The organism is Brevundimonas sp. TWP2-3-4b2, assembly GCF_049897345.1.
Lineage (GTDB): Bacteria > Pseudomonadota > Alphaproteobacteria > Caulobacterales > Caulobacteraceae > Brevundimonas.
Genome location: NZ_JAFCWB010000003.1, coordinates 85,836 through 101,177, shown reverse-complemented (window position 1 = coordinate 101,177; position 15,342 = coordinate 85,836). Strand labels below are relative to the sequence as shown.

Genomic DNA, 15,342 nt, shown 5'->3' with positions numbered 1-15,342 from the left:
ACCCGCGCCTTCGCGAAGGCGTCGGCGCGCACGTTGGACTTAGAAAGTCCTACCGCTGCGGTCAAGTATTACGCCGGTGCGAAACGACAGTTGAACACGGATTTTCGCCGCTCATGCCTGAAGTCATCCTGCCCGGCGCCTCTGGCCGTATCGAAGGCCGCTACTCGCCCGGCAAGCGCCCGAACGCGCCGATCGCCCTGATCCTGCATCCGCACCCCAAGGCGAACGGGCATATGAACAACCCGGTCACCGTGACCCTGTACCAGCTGTTCCAGAAGCGCGGCTTCGCGACACTGCGCTACAACAGCCGTGGCGTGGGCAAGTCGCAGGGCGAGTTCGACAGCGGCATCGGCGAACTGGCCGACGCGGCCACCGCCCTCGACTGGCTCCAGTCCAACAATCCCGGGGCCTCCCAGACCTGGGTCGGCGGCTATCAGTTCGGGGCCTATATCGGCATGCAGCTGCTGATGCGCCGTCCCGAGACGGACGGCTTCATCTCGGTCTCGCCGCCCTCGAACATGTACGACTTCAGCTTCCTGGCCCCCTGCCCGGCCTCTGGCCTGTTCCTTCACGGCACCAATGATACCGTTGTGCCGCCGGTCGAGGTCGAGCGCGTGGTCAACAAGCTGCGCACCCAAAAAGGGATCGTCATCGACTACGAACTGGAAGAGGGCGCGACCCACTTCTGGCAGGACCATATCCCGGCCGTCGAACGCCGCGTCGGGGCCTATCTGGACAAGCGGCTGGCTGAGAAGCCGGCGTAACAACACTCCCATTCCGTTCATCCCGGCGAAAGCCGGGACCCAGTTCTGTCCAGCTTGACGCTGGCGCTCCGGGATTGGCGGCTGGGCATACTCGGATGGACCGTTCGTCCAAAGCACTGGGTCCCGGCTTTCGCCGGGATGAGCGGATATTTTGATAGCTCAATACAGCAGGTACGGCTTCCTCAGCTCCACCCACACCGCCTCATCCGGCCCCGCCAGCGTGTCCAGATCACCCGGCGTCGCCGCCGCGTCATCGACCCATTCCCGCAGACCCGGCCCGCCGTTGATGACGTCGATGGCCAGTTTGTCGAAGACGTATTCGTACGGGAAATCCCGCCATAACGGATAGTCCGGATACAGCCGCCGGATCGCCTTGAACCCCAGCGCCTGCAGCCGCCAGGGCTTGAACGCCGCATGGTCATAGGCAGGGTCGTCGACGTGGATCTGCACCCCGTTGCACAGCTTGCCCACGTGCTTGTGGAAGGTCGGCTCGAACCAGCAGTCGCGCAGCCGGCAGCCCGCCAGCCACTGTGGCGCGAAGGCCTGCATCTCGGCGATCACGGCTCGCGCATCGATATCCGGAGCCCCGAACAGCTCCAGCGCCCGCGTCGTGCCCCGGCCCTCGGACAGGGTCGTCCCCTCCAGCATCACAGTGCCCGCATAGGCCCGCGCCATCGACAGGTTCGCCGCATTGGGACTGGGGTTGATCCAGCTGCGCTCCCCGATCGGCCAGCCGAAACCGGGCCCCTGATCCGGCGCCCAGCCCTGCATCTCGATGACGCGGTGTTCGACGTCCAGTTTGAAGTGGTCGATGAACCAGCGGCCCATCTCGCCCAGGGTCAGGCCGTGGCGCATCGGCATCGGCCCGGCCCCGACGAAACTCTCCCAGCCCGGCAGCAGCGTCGTGCCCTCGACCGGCCGACCGGCGGGGTTGGGTCGATCCAGCACCCAGACCGCCTTGCCGTGCTTCGCCGACTCTTCCAGCACATAGAGCAGGGTCGTCACGAAGGTGTAGATGCGGCAGCCCAGGTCCTGCATGTCGACCAGCAGGACGTCGAACGTCCCCATCGCCTGACCGCTGGGCCGGCGCACCTCGCCGTACAGGCTGAAGACCGGAATGCCGTGCCGCGGATCGGTGAAGTCCGGAGACTCCATCATATTGTCCTGCAGATCGCCCCGCATGCCGTGCTGCGGCCCGAACGCCGCTGTGACGTTCAGGTCGGGACAGGCCATCAGGGCGTCGAGCGAATGCGTCAGGTCCGCCGTCACCGAGGCTGGATGGCCCAGTAGCGCCACCCTGCGCCCGTTCAGATCGGCCCGGAGCGCTGGCTCGGACAGCAGGCGGTCGATGCCGAATTTCATGGGCGCTCCATGGCGGACAGGTCGAAGGCGAAGGCGGCGGCGTGATGGAAGTCCGGCTGGCCGGACGGATGGGCCAGCGCCCACCACGCCTTGTCGCCGTCCGCATCCTCGATGACAGCCGAGAGCCCGAGTCGCCAGTCGGATCGCGCCAGTTCCGGAATGGCGCCGAGGTCGATCAACGCCTCCAGTTCGTAGCGATCAGGATAGGTTCGGCTTTCAATCTGGGGCGGGGGCACATCGAGGTTCGCCATACCGTCACGATAGCCCGCGAAACGATAGGCCGCCCACCGGGTCGAGGGGGACAGATTGATCTCATAGTAGGCGTCGCCCGTCGGGGTCCGGACAAAGGCTTCAAGGCAGGTGTGCCGCCACAGGCCATCGACGCGGCTTGAGTCCGCGATCGGCGGCAGGCGCAGTTCCTCTGCCGGGGCATGGATCACATACCGCAGGGCGAGGCGACCATGCTGCGGACGCCAGGCGGTCGCCTCGACGCGGGACGCCGCCTCACCGACGGAGTCGGCGTGACGCTGCAAAGACAGTCGCTGTCCGGGCGTCCCGGCGGTTCGCGCTTCCATTTGCCCGTGCTACACGCCCCTTCCCTCCCAAGCCAAGCCTGATCCCCAAGTCCGAGCCCATGACCGAGCCCGCCTTCCAGTCCGACTTCCTGCGAACCCTGCAGGCGCGCGGCTACATCCATCAGATCACCCACCCGGTCGAGCTGGACGCCGCGGCCGCCGCGGGCGTGGTCACCGGCTACATCGGCTTCGACGCCACCGCCCCGTCGCTGCACGTCGGCAGCCTGATCCAGATCATGATGTTGCGCCGCCTCCAGCAGGCCGGCGGCAAGCCCATCGTCCTGATGGGTGGCGGCACCACCAAGGTGGGCGACCCGACCGGCAAGGACGCCTCTCGGCCCCAGCTGACCGACGAAACCATCCAGGCCAACATCGCCTCCATCAAGACGGTGTTCGAGAAATTCCTCACCTTCGGCGACGGCCCGACCGATGCGGTCATGGTCGACAATGACGCCTGGCTGTCGACCTACGGCTATGTCGAATTTCTGCGCGAATACGGCACGCATTTCACCATCAACCGGATGCTGGCCTTCGATTCGGTCAAGCTGCGGCTGGAACGCGAACAGCCGATGACCTTCCTCGAGTTCAACTACATGCTCATGCAGTCGGTGGACTTCCTCGAGCTGAACCGCGCCCGCGGCTGCACCCTGCAGATGGGCGGCTCGGACCAGTGGGGCAACATCGTCTCGGGCGTCGATCTGGTCCGCCGCGTGGACTACAAGGCCGCCTTCGGCCTGACCACGCCGCTGCTGACGACCGCCTCGGGCGGCAAGATGGGCAAGACGGCGCAGGGCGCGGTCTGGCTCAATGCCGAACAGCTCAGCCCCTATGACTACTGGCAGTTCTGGCGCAACGCCGATGACGCCGACGTAGGCAAATTCCTGCGCCTGTTCACCGACCTGCCGCTGGACGGGATCGCCGGGCTCGAAGCACTGGACGGCGCGGCGATCAATGACGCCAAGAAGGCATTGGCCGATGCAGCGACGACGATGCTGCACGGTGCTGATGCCGCTGCGACGGCCCGGGCGGCGGCCGAGGGGGCCTTCGAGCGCGGCACGCTGTCGTCCGACCTTCCGACCATCGACCTGCCGTCGAGCGAGGTCATCGGTGCGATGCTGGCTGCCGTCGCAACCCGCGCGGGCCTGACAGCCTCAAACGGCGAGGCGCGCCGCCTGGCCCAGGGCGGCGGCCTGCGACTGAATGACGAGGCGATCGCGGACGGCGCGCGGCTTATTGAGGCCTCCGACGTCAATGCGGACGGCGTTCTGAAACTGGCGGCGGGCAAGAAGAAGCTTCTGCTCGTGCGCCCCATCTGACCGGGGGACGACCATGACTGACATACCTGAAGGCACCAGGGCCCCCGCGTTCGACATGCCAGCCGACGGCGGCGGCCGCGCCACCCTCTCGGGTCCGACCGTGGTCTATTTCTATCCGAAGGCCGACACACCGGTCTGCACCAATGAGGCGAAGGACTTCTCTGAACACGCCGACGCCTTCGCCGCAGCCGGCGTTTCCGTCATCGGCGTGTCGAAGGACCCGGTGAAGAAGCTCGACAGGTTCAAGGCCAAATACGATCTGAAGGTCGTCCTCGCCTCGGACGAAGAGGCCGGCGTCACCGAGTCCTGGGGCGTCTGGGTCGAGAAGAGCATGTACGGCAAGACCTATATGGGGATCGAGCGCGCCACCTTCCTGATCGACGGCGCGGGCGTCGTTCGCCGGGTGTGGCGCAAGGTCTCAGTCAAGGGTCACGCAGCGGAAGTCTTGGCCGCCGCCCAATCGCTCTGACTACGGACTGTTCTCCGCAACCTCAGATGTAACAACCGTTACACAGATTCGCGCACTCGCCTCGCAGGCGTATTTTGGACGCGAATACCGCTCTGGTTCGCGCGAACACGCTCAGGCGTGGTTAACAGATCGTGAAGAGACTTGCCCCGACCGGATCGCCCGGCGCATATACCCGATCGTACGTGGGGGCGTTGCGTGATGACCGAACACGATCCGACCGTCGGACGGTCTCTGATCGGAAAGTGGTTTCCGACCCGATACCTGTATCTGCGTGATGGCGAGGCCGTTCGCGCCTGGGCGCTGACTCCCGGAAAACAGGTTCTGGCGGCCGTCGCGGCCGTCCTGATCGGCGGCTGGACCCTGACGGCCTCGGGCAGTCTGATCTACGACATGGTGGCGCAGAGCCAGGCCGATCGCACCGTCGCCCGCGCCCGCGCCGCGTCCGAGCGCATGAATGCCGACCTCCAGGCCCGTCTCGACAGCGCCGTCGTCCGCATGACCGCGACCACCGGTTCGCTCGACGAAATGGCGCAGATGGTCGAACGGCGGCATGCGGCCCTGACCCAGGTCATGGGCATGTTCCGCGGCGTGGACGGAGCCCAGGCAGCCTTGCGTCCGGCCATACTGCTCGATTCCGGCCGATCCTCACCCGTGCAGCGGATGATCGCGGTCCGCATGGATCAGGAACGGCTGATCGCGCGCGCTGAAAGCGAGGCCCAGACCCGGGCCGAGCGCCTGCGCCTCGCCTTCCGCCTCGCCGGTCTGAACCCGGCCGCCTACACCCCGCACGACGCAGCATTGGGCGGCCCGCTGGTCGAAGCCCGCGATCCTCGCGCCCTCGCCGCCGTGCTGGACGTCGACGAACCGTTCGCCATCCGCATCCGCCACGCCGCCGACGACCTGAAGGATATGCGCAACCTGGCCAATGCGGCCGAGGGCATGCCCTTCCGAAGGCCGACCCAGGCGCGTACCACCTCTGGCTTCGGCGTTCGGTTCGACCCCTTCAACGGCCGCCCCGCCCTGCATCAGGGACAGGACTTTGCGGCCCCGCTGAACACGCCGATCTATGCCCCGGCTCCGGGAATCGTCTCTTTCGTCGGTGTCCGTTCAGGGTATGGCAACACCGTTGAGATAGATCATGGCCGCGGTTTCAAGACGCGCTACGCTCATCTCAACGCCACGGCGGTGACGCCCGGCCAGCGGATTCCGCTCGGCCGGCGCATCGGCGCCATGGGAACCACAGGACGCTCGACCGGTGTCCACCTGCACTATGAGGTGTGGATGGACGGCCGGCCGCAAAACCCCGCCCGCTTCATGAGAGCCGGAGACCAACTTGTTCAATAAAACCAAATCCCCCGTCCCGTCGCCCGAGCCCCGCGCCAACAGCGGCTCGTCGATTCCGCCCCTGCCCGACCTGCCGACTCCCGGCGGCACCGCGGCCGGCGCATCGCGCGCGGCCGCGCCCGCACCGGTCAACCAGCGCGGTCTGTCCACCCTCTCTGCAGACCTTCAGTTTGATGGCAACATCACGGGCGGCGGCGATCTGCAGATCGATGGCGCGATCAAGGGCGATGTCCGGGTCGGCCGGCTGATCGTCGGCGAGACCGGTGCTGTCGAAGGCAATGTCTCGGGCGACTATGTCGAGATCCGCGGCCGCGTCGTCGGCGCCATCTCGGGCAAACAGGTCAAGCTGATCGCCACCGCCTATGTCGACGGCGACATCACCGCCGAGCAGATGTCGATCGACATCGGCGCCTATTTCCAGGGCCGCGTGCTGCAGGGCCGTCGCGAAGCCCCGGCACCGACCCCGGCACCGCGCCCGGCGGCACCCGAGCCGGCACCGCAGATCATCGACATGAAGGGCCCGACCTGACCTTACGGGACGTCTGAAACACAAAAGGCCCCGGAGCGATCCGGGGCCTTTTCCTTATTCGACGGTCGATCCGCGCGTCTCGCCGACCCGGGCAGCCAACGCTGCGCCCATGAACAGGTCCAGATCGCCGTCCAGCACCCCTTGCGTGTCCGAGGTCTCGACGTTGGTCCGCAGGTCCTTGACCATCTGGTACGGCTGCAGGACGTAGGACCGGATCTGGTGGCCCCAGCCGATGTCGGTCTTGGCGTCCGCCACCGCCTGGGCCGCCGCCTCGCGACGTTGCAGCTCGAGTTCATAGAGTCGCGCCCGCAGCATCTTCCAGGCCTGTTCGCGGTTCTGGTGCTGCGACCGGCCCGCCTGACAGGCCACGACCGTATTGGTCGGAATGTGCGTCAGACGGACCGCCGAGTCGGTCTTGTTGATGTGCTGACCGCCCGAGCCCGAGGCGCGGTAGGTGTCGGTGCGCACGTCGGACGGATTGATGTCGATCTCGATGGCGTCGTCGACCACCGGCGAGACCCCGATCGAGGCGAACGAGGTGTGTCGCTTGGCGGCCGCATCATAGGGGCTGATGCGCACCAGCCGGTGCACGCCCGATTCCGACTTCAGCCAGCCATAGGCATTGGGTCCGGTGATCAGGATCGTGGCCGACTTGATCCCGGCCTGGTCGCCGGATTCCTCGGCCTCCAGTTCGACCTCATAACCGTGCGCCCGGGCCCAGCGCGAATACATCCGCAGCAGCATACCGGCCCAGTCGCAGGACTCGGTACCACCGGCACCGGAGTTCACCTCCAGATAAGCATCGTTGCCGTCGGCCTCGCCGGACAGCAGGGCTTCCAGTTCAGCCCGCCCGGCGCGGTCCTTGATCGCCTTCAGCGAGGCGCGCGCCTCTTCCAGCGTCGCCTCGTCATTTTCCTCATCGGCCATTTCGGACAGCATGACGCCATCCTCGAGGCCACTGGCCATCTCGCGGACGGTGTTGATCTGGCTCTCGAGCCGCGAGCGGTCGCGCGACACGATCTGTGCGGCTTCCGGGTCGTTCCACAGCGTCGGGTCCTCGACCCGCGCGTTCAGCTCATCGAGTTTTCGAAGCGCGACATCCCAGTCAAAGACGCCTCCTGAGCAGAGCGATGCTCTGCTCGATGTCGGCCTTCATGGCCTCGACATCCGGTCTCATCGCATTCTCCAGCGATACAAAAGTGAGGCGCGGACATAGGACGCGCCGGAGCAGGTGGCTAGTGGTTAGTGGCTAGTGGCTGGTGGTTAGTGGTTGCAGCTTCACTCTGGGCGGAAGAGCGGCGCTGTCCGTGCGGCCTCGCGGGCTGCGACCAGTCACTAACCACCAACCACCTAATACAGTCCGCTCAAATCCTCCGCCGGCTCCTTCTTCGGTGGCGGCGGTGTAGTGACCGGCGGCGGGGCGGACGGCGACGCCGCGGAGGGCCCCTCCTGCTCGCGCCGGACCACGTCGTTATAGGTCTGCGGCCCGAGCGGAATCTGCTCCACCGGGGCGCGCTGTTCTTCCTCGCGACGACGTTCAGTACCGGGGCGGAAGGCTTCCTCAATGCCGTTGACGGTGCGGAAGACCGCGTTGCGGGGTCGCACGAACGGTCGCGCCGGACGTTCACGCAGCGCAGCCCGCATAAAATCAGCGAACACCGGCACGGGCCCGGTGGCACCTGTCTCGCCCGATCCCAGAGGGCGGTTGTCGTCGAAGCCGATGAACACCCCCACCACGATGTCGGACGAGAAGCCCACAAACCAGGCGGACCGGTATTCGTTGGTCGTACCGGTCTTGCCGCCGACGTTGGGCCCGAGGCCGGCCGCGCTGGCCGCCGTGCCGCGCTGGATAACACCCTGCAGCATGGAATTGACCTGGTAGGCGGTGATCGGATCGATGACTTGGGTTCCGCGCTGCTCCAGCCGGGGCGACTCCTGCCCGGTGAACGGCCGTCCGCAGTCGCGGCAACGCCGCCGGTCGGCGCTGAAGATCGTCTCGCCGTCCCGGTCCTGGACCATGTCGATCAGATAGGGATCGACGCGCCGCCCCCCGTTGGCAAAGGCGGCATAGGCGGCGGTCAGTCGGTACGGCGTCGTCTCCCCGGCCCCCAGGGACACCGACAGATTGGGTTGAAGATTGTCCGACACGCCCATCTTCTTCGCCAGATCGACGACATTGCGCATGCCGATGGCCTGGGCCAGCCGCACGGTCATGACATTGCGCGACAGTTCGAGCCCGCGGCGCAGGGTCTGCGGGCCATAATACTCGCGACTGTAGTTTTCCGGAGTCCAGCGCTCCCCGTTGCGGCCTCCGGCGAAGCTTATGGGTGCGTCGAGGATGATCGACGCCGGCGTGTAGTCGCCCTCCAGCGCTGTTGCATAGACGAACGGCTTGAACGCCGACCCCGGCTGCCGGTTGGCCTGGGTCGCCCGGTTGAAGCTGGACAGGGCGTAGGAATAGCCGCCGACCATGGCCAGGACCCGTCCCGACTGGGGCTCGATGGCGACCAGCGCGCCGTTCACACGCGGCACCTGTTTCAGGGCGTATTGACCACCCTGCGCTTCCACAAAGATCAGGTCGCCCCGCTTCAGAGGCTTGTTCGCATTGGCCCAGGCCGCATCCCCGGTCAGCAGATAGCCGGTACGGTCGTCGCGGGCCGTGCGAATGCGCACACTGTTCCCCGCGACGTTCTCGACGGCGGCAGCTTCCCAGGCCCGGCGTTCCGGCGGACGCTGGCCCCGAACAGCCGTCTGCCGCCAGCCGTCGGCGAAGTCCGTCGTGCCCCAGGCCCCGCGCCAGCCGTGGCGGCGGTCATAATTCTCAAGCCCCTTCATCAGGGCGTCACGCGCCGCCGACTGTAGCGAGGGGTCCAGCGTCGTGCGCATGTAATAGCCGCCGCGGTTGACCTCTTCCTTGCCGAAGCGGTCGATGGCCTCACGGCGGGCCTGTTCGACGAAGAAGTCGGCATCGGCATACTGGGCCCGGCGCGGCGCATCCTGGGTGGTCAGCGGCCGGGCGCGTGCGGCGACCAGGTCCGTGTCGCTCAGCCACCCGCTCTGGTTCATCTCGCCCAGCACCCAGTCCCGACGACCCTTGGCGGCGGCCGGGTGCCGTTTGGGGTGGTAGTTGTTGGGCCCCTTGGGCAGGGACGCGAGGAAGGCCGCCTCGTCCGGCGTCAACTGGCTCAGCGACTTGCCGAAATAGTTGTAGGCGGCCGCCGCCACGCCGAAGGAGCGATAGCCGAGGAAAATCTCGTTCAGATACAGTTCGAGGATCTGCTGCTTCGTCAGCGTCGCCTCCAGCCGGTTGGCCAGGATGGCTTCCTTGACCTTGCGGTTGATGCTGCTCTCATTGGTGAGCAAGACGTTCTTGGCCACCTGCTGGGTGATGGTCGAGCCACCTTCCAGCCGCCGTCCCGTGGCCGCGTTGAACACGTTCTTGAACATGGCCCGGCCCAGGCCGCCCACATCGATGCCGCCGTGGTTGAAGAAGTTGCGATCCTCAGCGGCCAGGAAGGCCTGGATCACCGGCAGAGGGATCTGCTCATAGGGCACATAGATGCGCCGCTCGTCAGAGAACTCGCCGATCAGGGTGCCGTCGCCGGCATAGACCCGCGTCGCCGTCGCCGGCCGATAGTCAGCCAGGTCTGAGGCGTCCGGCAGGTCATGGAACAGCCAGGCCGCATAGACGGCGACGATCAGCCCCGCCAGGGCGATCGCGCCCAGCAGCGCGACACCCGCCATTACGAACCAGCGTTCGGCAATCTTCACCGCAGTCTCCGAAAGGCGGGCCCGGCCACGGGTTTAGCTTGCGTCGTCCGCGTCCGCCATAGCAACCGTCACACCCCCGGCGCGACGAGCGATTTCCTGTCGCGCGGCGGCCACGACATCGATGTCCATATCCTCCTCCCCGGCCATCCAGCGCAGATAGTCGTCGGGTGGCTCGGCCCATGTCTTGCCGCGATGCTTGCCGAAGGGAATGCGGTCCAGGCGGCGCGGCTCGTTGGTCCAGGCGATCATCTGCTCGACGGTCGATTCCTTGAGCAGGTCCATCAGGATGTGGGCGGTAACCCAGGCGTCCGGCCCCGCCCGATGCGCCGGATCGGCGAGCGCCGGATCGAGCGGAAAGCCGCGCCAGTATCGCAGCACCTGGTTGGAATGCCCCGGTGCCTGCGGCCACACAGCCTTGGCCGAGCGCACGGTACAGATCCACGGCACGCCCCCGACCGCCGTATCGGCGATGAAGCCCCGCTCGAACCGCGCGCTGTGCGCCACCATCACGTCGGCCGGCTCTGTGAACATCTCGCGCAGCGCGTATTCGTCACAATGCGGATCGTCGGCACAGAAATGAGCCGGCGTCAGATGGTGCACCGCCATGGCGTGAAACGAGATGTCGCCGCGCGGCCGGAACAGTTTCGACACCGGCGGCAGCGCCCGCCACCCTTCCCCGTCGCGCACCACATCGACGAACCCGACCTCGATGATTTCCGAGGTCCGGTCTCCCCCGCTGGTTTCCAGATCGACGACTCTCAGACGCATGAAGCGGAGATACGGGTTTTGGTTCGCAAGGGCGAGGTCGATCTCCGGATCCCGGTCCGGCGCCCGGGGCTGCCAGAGCGAGGGCGCGTTCCTCGTCCGGCGACCGCCTAGGGCTGCCCCTGGGCCCCGCCGACCGAGGCCATCTGCAGTGTCCCCGAGGGTTCGCGGAAATAGCGGTCGATGCCCTCGGCGACCGCGCGCATCAGGCGACGACGGGCGCGGTTGTCATTCAGCAGCCGCTCGTCCTCGGGATTGGTGATGAAGCCCATTTCCAGCAGCACGGCGGGCACATCGGGAGCCAGAAGCACGGCCAGGCCGGCGTCGCGGTGGCTGCGGCGCAGCAGCGGGTGGTCGGCCCCCTCCAGCTCGCCCAGCAGCGTCCGGGCCAGCTGGGCCGAGCGGTTCTGGGTGGCGCGCTGGGTCATATCCAGCAGGATGCGGTCCACCGACGGATCGCGCCCCGGCAGATTGAGGCTGCGGTGCCAGTTGTCGCCGCGCGTGAACTCGCGCACGGCCCGGCCCGCCCCCTGTTCAGACAGGGTGTAGACACTGGCACCGCGCGTGGCCGGATCGGACCCGGCGTCGGCGTGCAGGGAGATGAACAGGTCGGCATCGGCCTGACGGGCGATGGAGACGCGGCGGTACAGGGCGACATAGGCGTCGCTTTCGCGCGTCAACCGCACGCGGTACCGGCCTGTGCGCTCCAGCTCCTGTTTCAGGGCCTGCGCCGCCGCCAGGGTGATGGCACTCTCACTGGAGCTCGCGCCATGGGCCCCGGGATCGCGCCCCCCGTGACCGGCGTCGATGAAGATCAGGGGTTTTTCGGCCGCCCGGGCAGGGGCCCTCGACTGGGGGCGCCCGGGCTGACGGGTCGGTGCACGGCCCGTGGCCTTGAGGTCGATGACATAGCGATAGTGGGCGATCCCGTCGCCGGGCGGCAGCAGGAAGCGGCGCTCGATCTCGGCACTGGTGGCCAGGTCGAGCTCGACCCGCGAGGCCACGCCTGCCCCGGCGACGCGCCAGCCGCGCACCAGTCCGGTGCCCGTGCCGTTCAGCCCGCGCTGCGGCGCGACGCCGGCCAGCGACAGCACAACCTGTCCCTCATCGCCGGACTGGATCACCTGTCCGCGCGAGGTCCGGTCCAGATCGACCACCACGCGCGTGTGCTCGGCGTCGCCACCCAGCCGCACGCGCAGAACCTCACCCATGGCCCCCGATGCCAGCCCCCGCCCGGCCGCGAACGCGGCGACACAGAAGACAACGAAGGCCAGAGCCGTCATCGCCCACTCGCGAGCCGTCATCCTCCGGCTTGACCGGGGGAGCCATTGCGCCAGGTTGATACCGAACAGTCCGTGCATTGTGACGGCAGACCCACCTTCCAGGTTGGGGCCATCATGACGCAACGTCGTCGCCAACCGGTTAAAGCGCGCGGCGCTTTTATTTTACGATCCACATGCCTATGCTTGTTCCATCCGCGAATGATCGCGTCCCCTGATCATCAGGCCGGGCGCGCCCTCCTCGCGGCGTGACTTTCACTTATCCGAAAGCCGGCCGGGTTTGCGCTCGCCGGTTTGAAGACGGGACCGGGACGCGCCTGAGACGGCGCGTTCGGCCCCAGGACCGTACTGAAACCCCATGGGCTCTATCGCCTGCGCTCCCTTCCGGTCTGAACAGACCGACACCGCCCGCGGCCTTCGTCGCGGCGACGGGATGCCGTCTGCGCCTGCCCTCAATCCCATTCGGCGAGCCGCCTGCCCCCTTCGCGGGGATGGCCGCGCGCGCCAGAGAGAAAATTTCCATGTCAAAGACCATGTTGATCGATGCGGCGCACGCGGAAGAAACCCGCGTCGCCATCGTCGAGGGCCGTCAGGTCGAGGAATTCGACTTTGAATCCCGCGCGAAGCGCCAGCTTCGCGGCAATATCTATCTCGCCAAGGTCGTTCGCGTAGAGCCCAGCCTGCAGGCTGCGTTCGTGGAATACGGTGGCAACCGCCACGGCTTCCTCGCCTTCAGCGAAATCCACCCGGACTATTACCAGATCCCTGTCGCTGACCGCGAAGCCATCATGGCCGAGGCGCATTCGGACGACGACGACCACGACGAACACGCCCGCGAGGGCGATGACGAATCCGAAGGCGGCATGGCCGAGGAAGAGCGGCTCAAGCGCCGCCTGATGCGCCGCTACAAGATCCAGGACGTCATCAAGCGCCGCCAGGTCATGCTGGTCCAGGTCGTCAAGGACGAGCGCGGCGGCAAGGGCGCGGCCCTGACCACCTGGCTGTCGCTGGCCGGCCGGTACTGCGTGCTCATGCCCAACACCGGCAAGGGCGGCGGCATCTCGCGCAAGATCACCCAGGCCACCGACCGCAAGCGCCTGAAGGCCGCCGCGGCCGCCCTGCATGTGCCCCAGGGCATGGGGCTGATCATCCGCACCGCCGGCGCCAAGCGCACCAAGGCCGAGATCAAGCGCGACTATGAATATCTGCTGCGTCTGTGGGAGACGATCCGCGAGACCACGCTGAAGTCGAACGCCCCGTCGATCATCTATGAGGAAGAAAACCTCGTGCGCCGCGCCGTGCGCGACATGTTCGACAAGGATTTCGACGGCATCCAGGTCGAAGGCGTCGAGGGCTTCAAGGAAGCGCGCGATTTCATGCGCGTGCTGATGCCCTCCCAGTCGAAGAAGGTGCATCTGTACCAGGGTGCGCGTCCGCTGTTCGCGACCAACGGCATCGAGGAGATGCTGACCCAGATCCACCAGCCGATCGTGCCCCTGCCGTCGGGCGGTTATCTGGTCATCAACCAGACCGAGGCGCTGGTCGCCATCGACGTCAACTCGGGCCGGTCGACGAAGGAACGCAACGTCGAGGCCACCGCTACCAAGACCAATATCGAAGCCGCCGTCGAAGCGGCCCGCCAGCTGCGGCTGCGTGACCTCGCCGGTCTGATCGTTATCGACTTCATCGACATGGATGAGTCCAAGAACAACCGCACCGTCGAAAAGGTGCTGAAGGACGCACTGGCCAAGGACCGGGCCCGCATCCAGATGGGCCGCATCTCGGGCTTCGGCCTGATGGAAATCAGTCGCCAGCGCCGCCGCCTGGGCGTGATCGAGGGGGCCACCGAGGTCTGCCCGCACTGCCAGGGTGCTGGACGCGTGCGCTCGGCCGAAAGCGCCGCGCTGATGACCCTGCGCGCCGTCGACATCGAAGCCGGCAAGAACGGCGCGGGCTCTGTGAACCTGCGCCTTTGCACCGCAGTCGCCCTCTACATCCTCAACCACAAGCGCGACTATCTTCAGCGCCTGATGGCCCAGCGCGGCCTGAACGTCGTCATTCTGATCGATGACAGCCTGGGCCAGGGCGACCATTCGCTGGACCGCACCGAGACCAATGAGGACTTCGTGCCGGAAGTCCGGCCCGAAGCGTTTGTCGACCTCGACGACGATTTCGACGACAGCGCCTATGACGACGAAGACGACAGCGACGACGAGGAAATCATCGCCGACGACGACGCGCTGGACAGCGAGGACACCGACGACGACGAACCGCGCGAGCGTGCAGAGCGGGTCGAGGGCGACAGCGGCCGGGGCCGTGGGCGCCGTCGTCGCGGTGGACGCCGCGACAGTTCGGAAGGCTCTGCTGACGAGGCCGTGGCAACGGCACCCGTTCCGGCCGCCGGCGAGGACGATGACGACAGCGAAAACGGCCGTCGCCGCCGGCGCGGGCGCCGTGGCGGACGTCGCGTCCGCGAGGAAGGCAGCGAGCGCGACGGCTTCAACTGGGTGCGCGGCCGCACGCCGTCGCTCGAAGACCCCTACGTCTGGTTCGACCCGATCAATCCCGAGCGCACCGAAGCGCGCGAAGACAACGTCGTCGCCGCCACGCCGATCGGCGATGTCGACGAGATTGTCGGCGAACGCTCCGAAGGAGAGATCGGCGGCGAACGCGGACCTCGCTCACGCCGCCGTCGGGGTCGCGGTCGCGGCCGGGATCGCGGCAGCGATCAAGGCCTGACCCACGAAACCAAGGTCGAGACCCGCGCCACCAACGAAGGCATGCCCGCTGACGGGTCGGTCGACACGCCGATGGCCGTGATCATCGACGACATCGAAACTCCGCCGGTCGCCATCGTCGAAGAGCCCAAGCGTCGCCGCGTGCGCCGCAAGGTCTCGACCAGCGACGCCGTCGAGGCGGAAGCCGAGGTCGTGTCGGCACCGGTCGAGGCGAGCGATGCAGAGCAGGAAGCCACGCCCGCTGTACTGGACGTCATGCCCGCCGAAGCCGCCGAAGCTCTGGTCACGCCCGAGCCAAAACTGGCCGAAATGGTCGAGGCGGTTGCAGCGCCGCAGCCCGAGATCGACGTCGCCGCCCTGATCGCGGAAGACCCGAACCAGATCGTCGCACCACCCGAAAAGCCGAAACGCGGATGGTGGCGCCGCTGA

General features: G+C 67.0%; 12 protein-coding genes. 6 read left to right on the top strand and 6 right to left on the bottom strand.

The features are described from left to right. The first annotated feature begins 113 nt into the window (after positions 1-113). Positions 114-764, top strand: coding sequence for an alpha/beta hydrolase (locus tag ACP7AS_RS07475; protein WP_426028245.1), 651 nt, complete (start codon positions 114-116; stop codon positions 762-764). A 159-nt stretch (positions 765-923) separates the two neighbouring features. Here the strand turns inward: ACP7AS_RS07475 and ACP7AS_RS07470 are convergent, their stop codons facing one another. Both ACP7AS_RS07470 and ACP7AS_RS07465 read right to left on the bottom strand, forming a co-directional pair. Continuing rightward, complete coding sequence (locus ACP7AS_RS07470) at positions 924-2,126, bottom strand: exo-beta-N-acetylmuramidase NamZ family protein (protein ID WP_426028244.1); 1,203 nt, start codon at positions 2,124-2,126, stop codon at positions 924-926. After that, positions 2,123-2,659 (bottom strand): DOMON-like domain-containing protein, encoded by a 537-nt coding sequence (locus ACP7AS_RS07465; RefSeq protein ID WP_426028243.1) that lies wholly within the window; start codon positions 2,657-2,659, stop codon positions 2,123-2,125. Before ACP7AS_RS07465 ends, ACP7AS_RS07470 begins: the two co-directional genes overlap by 4 nt. A gap of 101 nt (positions 2,660-2,760) precedes the next feature. Here ACP7AS_RS07465 and tyrS point away from each other — a divergent pair, with 101 nt between their 5' ends. The 4 genes from tyrS (at position 2,761) to ACP7AS_RS07445 (ending at position 6,359) form a co-directional block, all read left to right on the top strand. Then, on the top strand, positions 2,761-4,017 hold the full coding sequence (gene tyrS, locus ACP7AS_RS07460; protein WP_426028242.1) for a tyrosine--tRNA ligase: 1,257 nt from the start codon (positions 2,761-2,763) through the stop codon (positions 4,015-4,017). A 13-nt stretch (positions 4,018-4,030) separates the two neighbouring features. Further along, entirely contained in the window at positions 4,031-4,486 is a 456-nt protein-coding gene (locus ACP7AS_RS07455; protein WP_426028241.1) for a peroxiredoxin, read from the top strand. 198 nt (positions 4,487-4,684) lie between these two features. Next, complete coding sequence (locus ACP7AS_RS07450; protein WP_426028240.1) at positions 4,685-5,830, top strand: peptidoglycan DD-metalloendopeptidase family protein; 1,146 nt, start codon at positions 4,685-4,687, stop codon at positions 5,828-5,830. Continuing rightward, positions 5,820-6,359: a bactofilin family protein gene (locus tag ACP7AS_RS07445; RefSeq protein WP_426028239.1), complete on the top strand. Its 540-nt coding sequence runs from the start codon at positions 5,820-5,822 to the stop codon at positions 6,357-6,359. The genes ACP7AS_RS07450 and ACP7AS_RS07445 overlap by 11 nt, the downstream gene beginning before the upstream one ends. A 54-nt stretch (positions 6,360-6,413) precedes the next feature. Here ACP7AS_RS07445 and prfB read toward each other — a convergent pair. From prfB to ACP7AS_RS07425, 4 genes are all read right to left on the bottom strand, one after another. Then, positions 6,414-7,536 (bottom strand): peptide chain release factor 2 gene (gene prfB, locus ACP7AS_RS07440; RefSeq protein WP_426028238.1). Its coding sequence is split into 2 segments (ribosomal slippage): positions 6,414-7,466 and positions 7,468-7,536, totalling 1,122 coding nucleotides; the frame shifts between segments, so codons are not numbered across the junction. A gap of 173 nt (positions 7,537-7,709) precedes the next feature. After that, positions 7,710-10,103, bottom strand: a complete 2,394-nt coding sequence (locus tag ACP7AS_RS07435) for a penicillin-binding protein 1A (protein ID WP_426028774.1) — start codon at positions 10,101-10,103, stop codon at positions 7,710-7,712. A 60-nt stretch (positions 10,104-10,163) separates the two neighbouring features. Beyond that, entirely contained in the window at positions 10,164-10,898 is a 735-nt protein-coding gene (locus ACP7AS_RS07430) for an exonuclease domain-containing protein (RefSeq protein ID WP_426028237.1), read from the bottom strand. 107 nt (positions 10,899-11,005) lie between these two features. Continuing rightward, positions 11,006-12,199, bottom strand: a complete 1,194-nt coding sequence (locus ACP7AS_RS07425; protein ID WP_426028236.1) for an N-acetylmuramoyl-L-alanine amidase family protein — start codon at positions 12,197-12,199, stop codon at positions 11,006-11,008. 497 nt (positions 12,200-12,696) lie between these two features. Here ACP7AS_RS07425 and ACP7AS_RS07420 point away from each other — a divergent pair, with 497 nt between their 5' ends. Continuing rightward, complete coding sequence (locus ACP7AS_RS07420; RefSeq protein WP_426028235.1) at positions 12,697-15,342, top strand: Rne/Rng family ribonuclease; 2,646 nt, start codon at positions 12,697-12,699, stop codon at positions 15,340-15,342.

Excerpts from the sequence above, each read along its gene's own strand:
- ACP7AS_RS07475 (WP_426028245.1), top strand. The coding sequence starts at position 114 with ATGCCTGAAGTCATCCTGCCCGGCGCCTCTGGCCGTATCGAAGGCCGC.
- ACP7AS_RS07470 (WP_426028244.1), bottom strand. The coding sequence starts at position 2,126 with ATGAAATTCGGCATCGACCGCCTGCTGTCCGAGCCAGCGCTCCGGGCC.
- tyrS (WP_426028242.1), top strand. The coding sequence starts at position 2,761 with ATGACCGAGCCCGCCTTCCAGTCCGACTTCCTGCGAACCCTGCAGGCG.
- ACP7AS_RS07455 (WP_426028241.1), top strand. The coding sequence starts at position 4,031 with ATGACTGACATACCTGAAGGCACCAGGGCCCCCGCGTTCGACATGCCA.
- ACP7AS_RS07450 (WP_426028240.1), top strand. The coding sequence starts at position 4,685 with ATGACCGAACACGATCCGACCGTCGGACGGTCTCTGATCGGAAAGTGG.
- ACP7AS_RS07435 (WP_426028774.1), bottom strand. The coding sequence starts at position 10,103 with ATGGCGGGTGTCGCGCTGCTGGGCGCGATCGCCCTGGCGGGGCTGATC.
- ACP7AS_RS07430 (WP_426028237.1), bottom strand. The coding sequence starts at position 10,898 with ATGCGTCTGAGAGTCGTCGATCTGGAAACCAGCGGGGGAGACCGGACC.
- ACP7AS_RS07425 (WP_426028236.1), bottom strand. The coding sequence starts at position 12,199 with ATGACGGCTCGCGAGTGGGCGATGACGGCTCTGGCCTTCGTTGTCTTC.
- ACP7AS_RS07420 (WP_426028235.1), top strand. The coding sequence starts at position 12,697 with ATGTCAAAGACCATGTTGATCGATGCGGCGCACGCGGAAGAAACCCGC.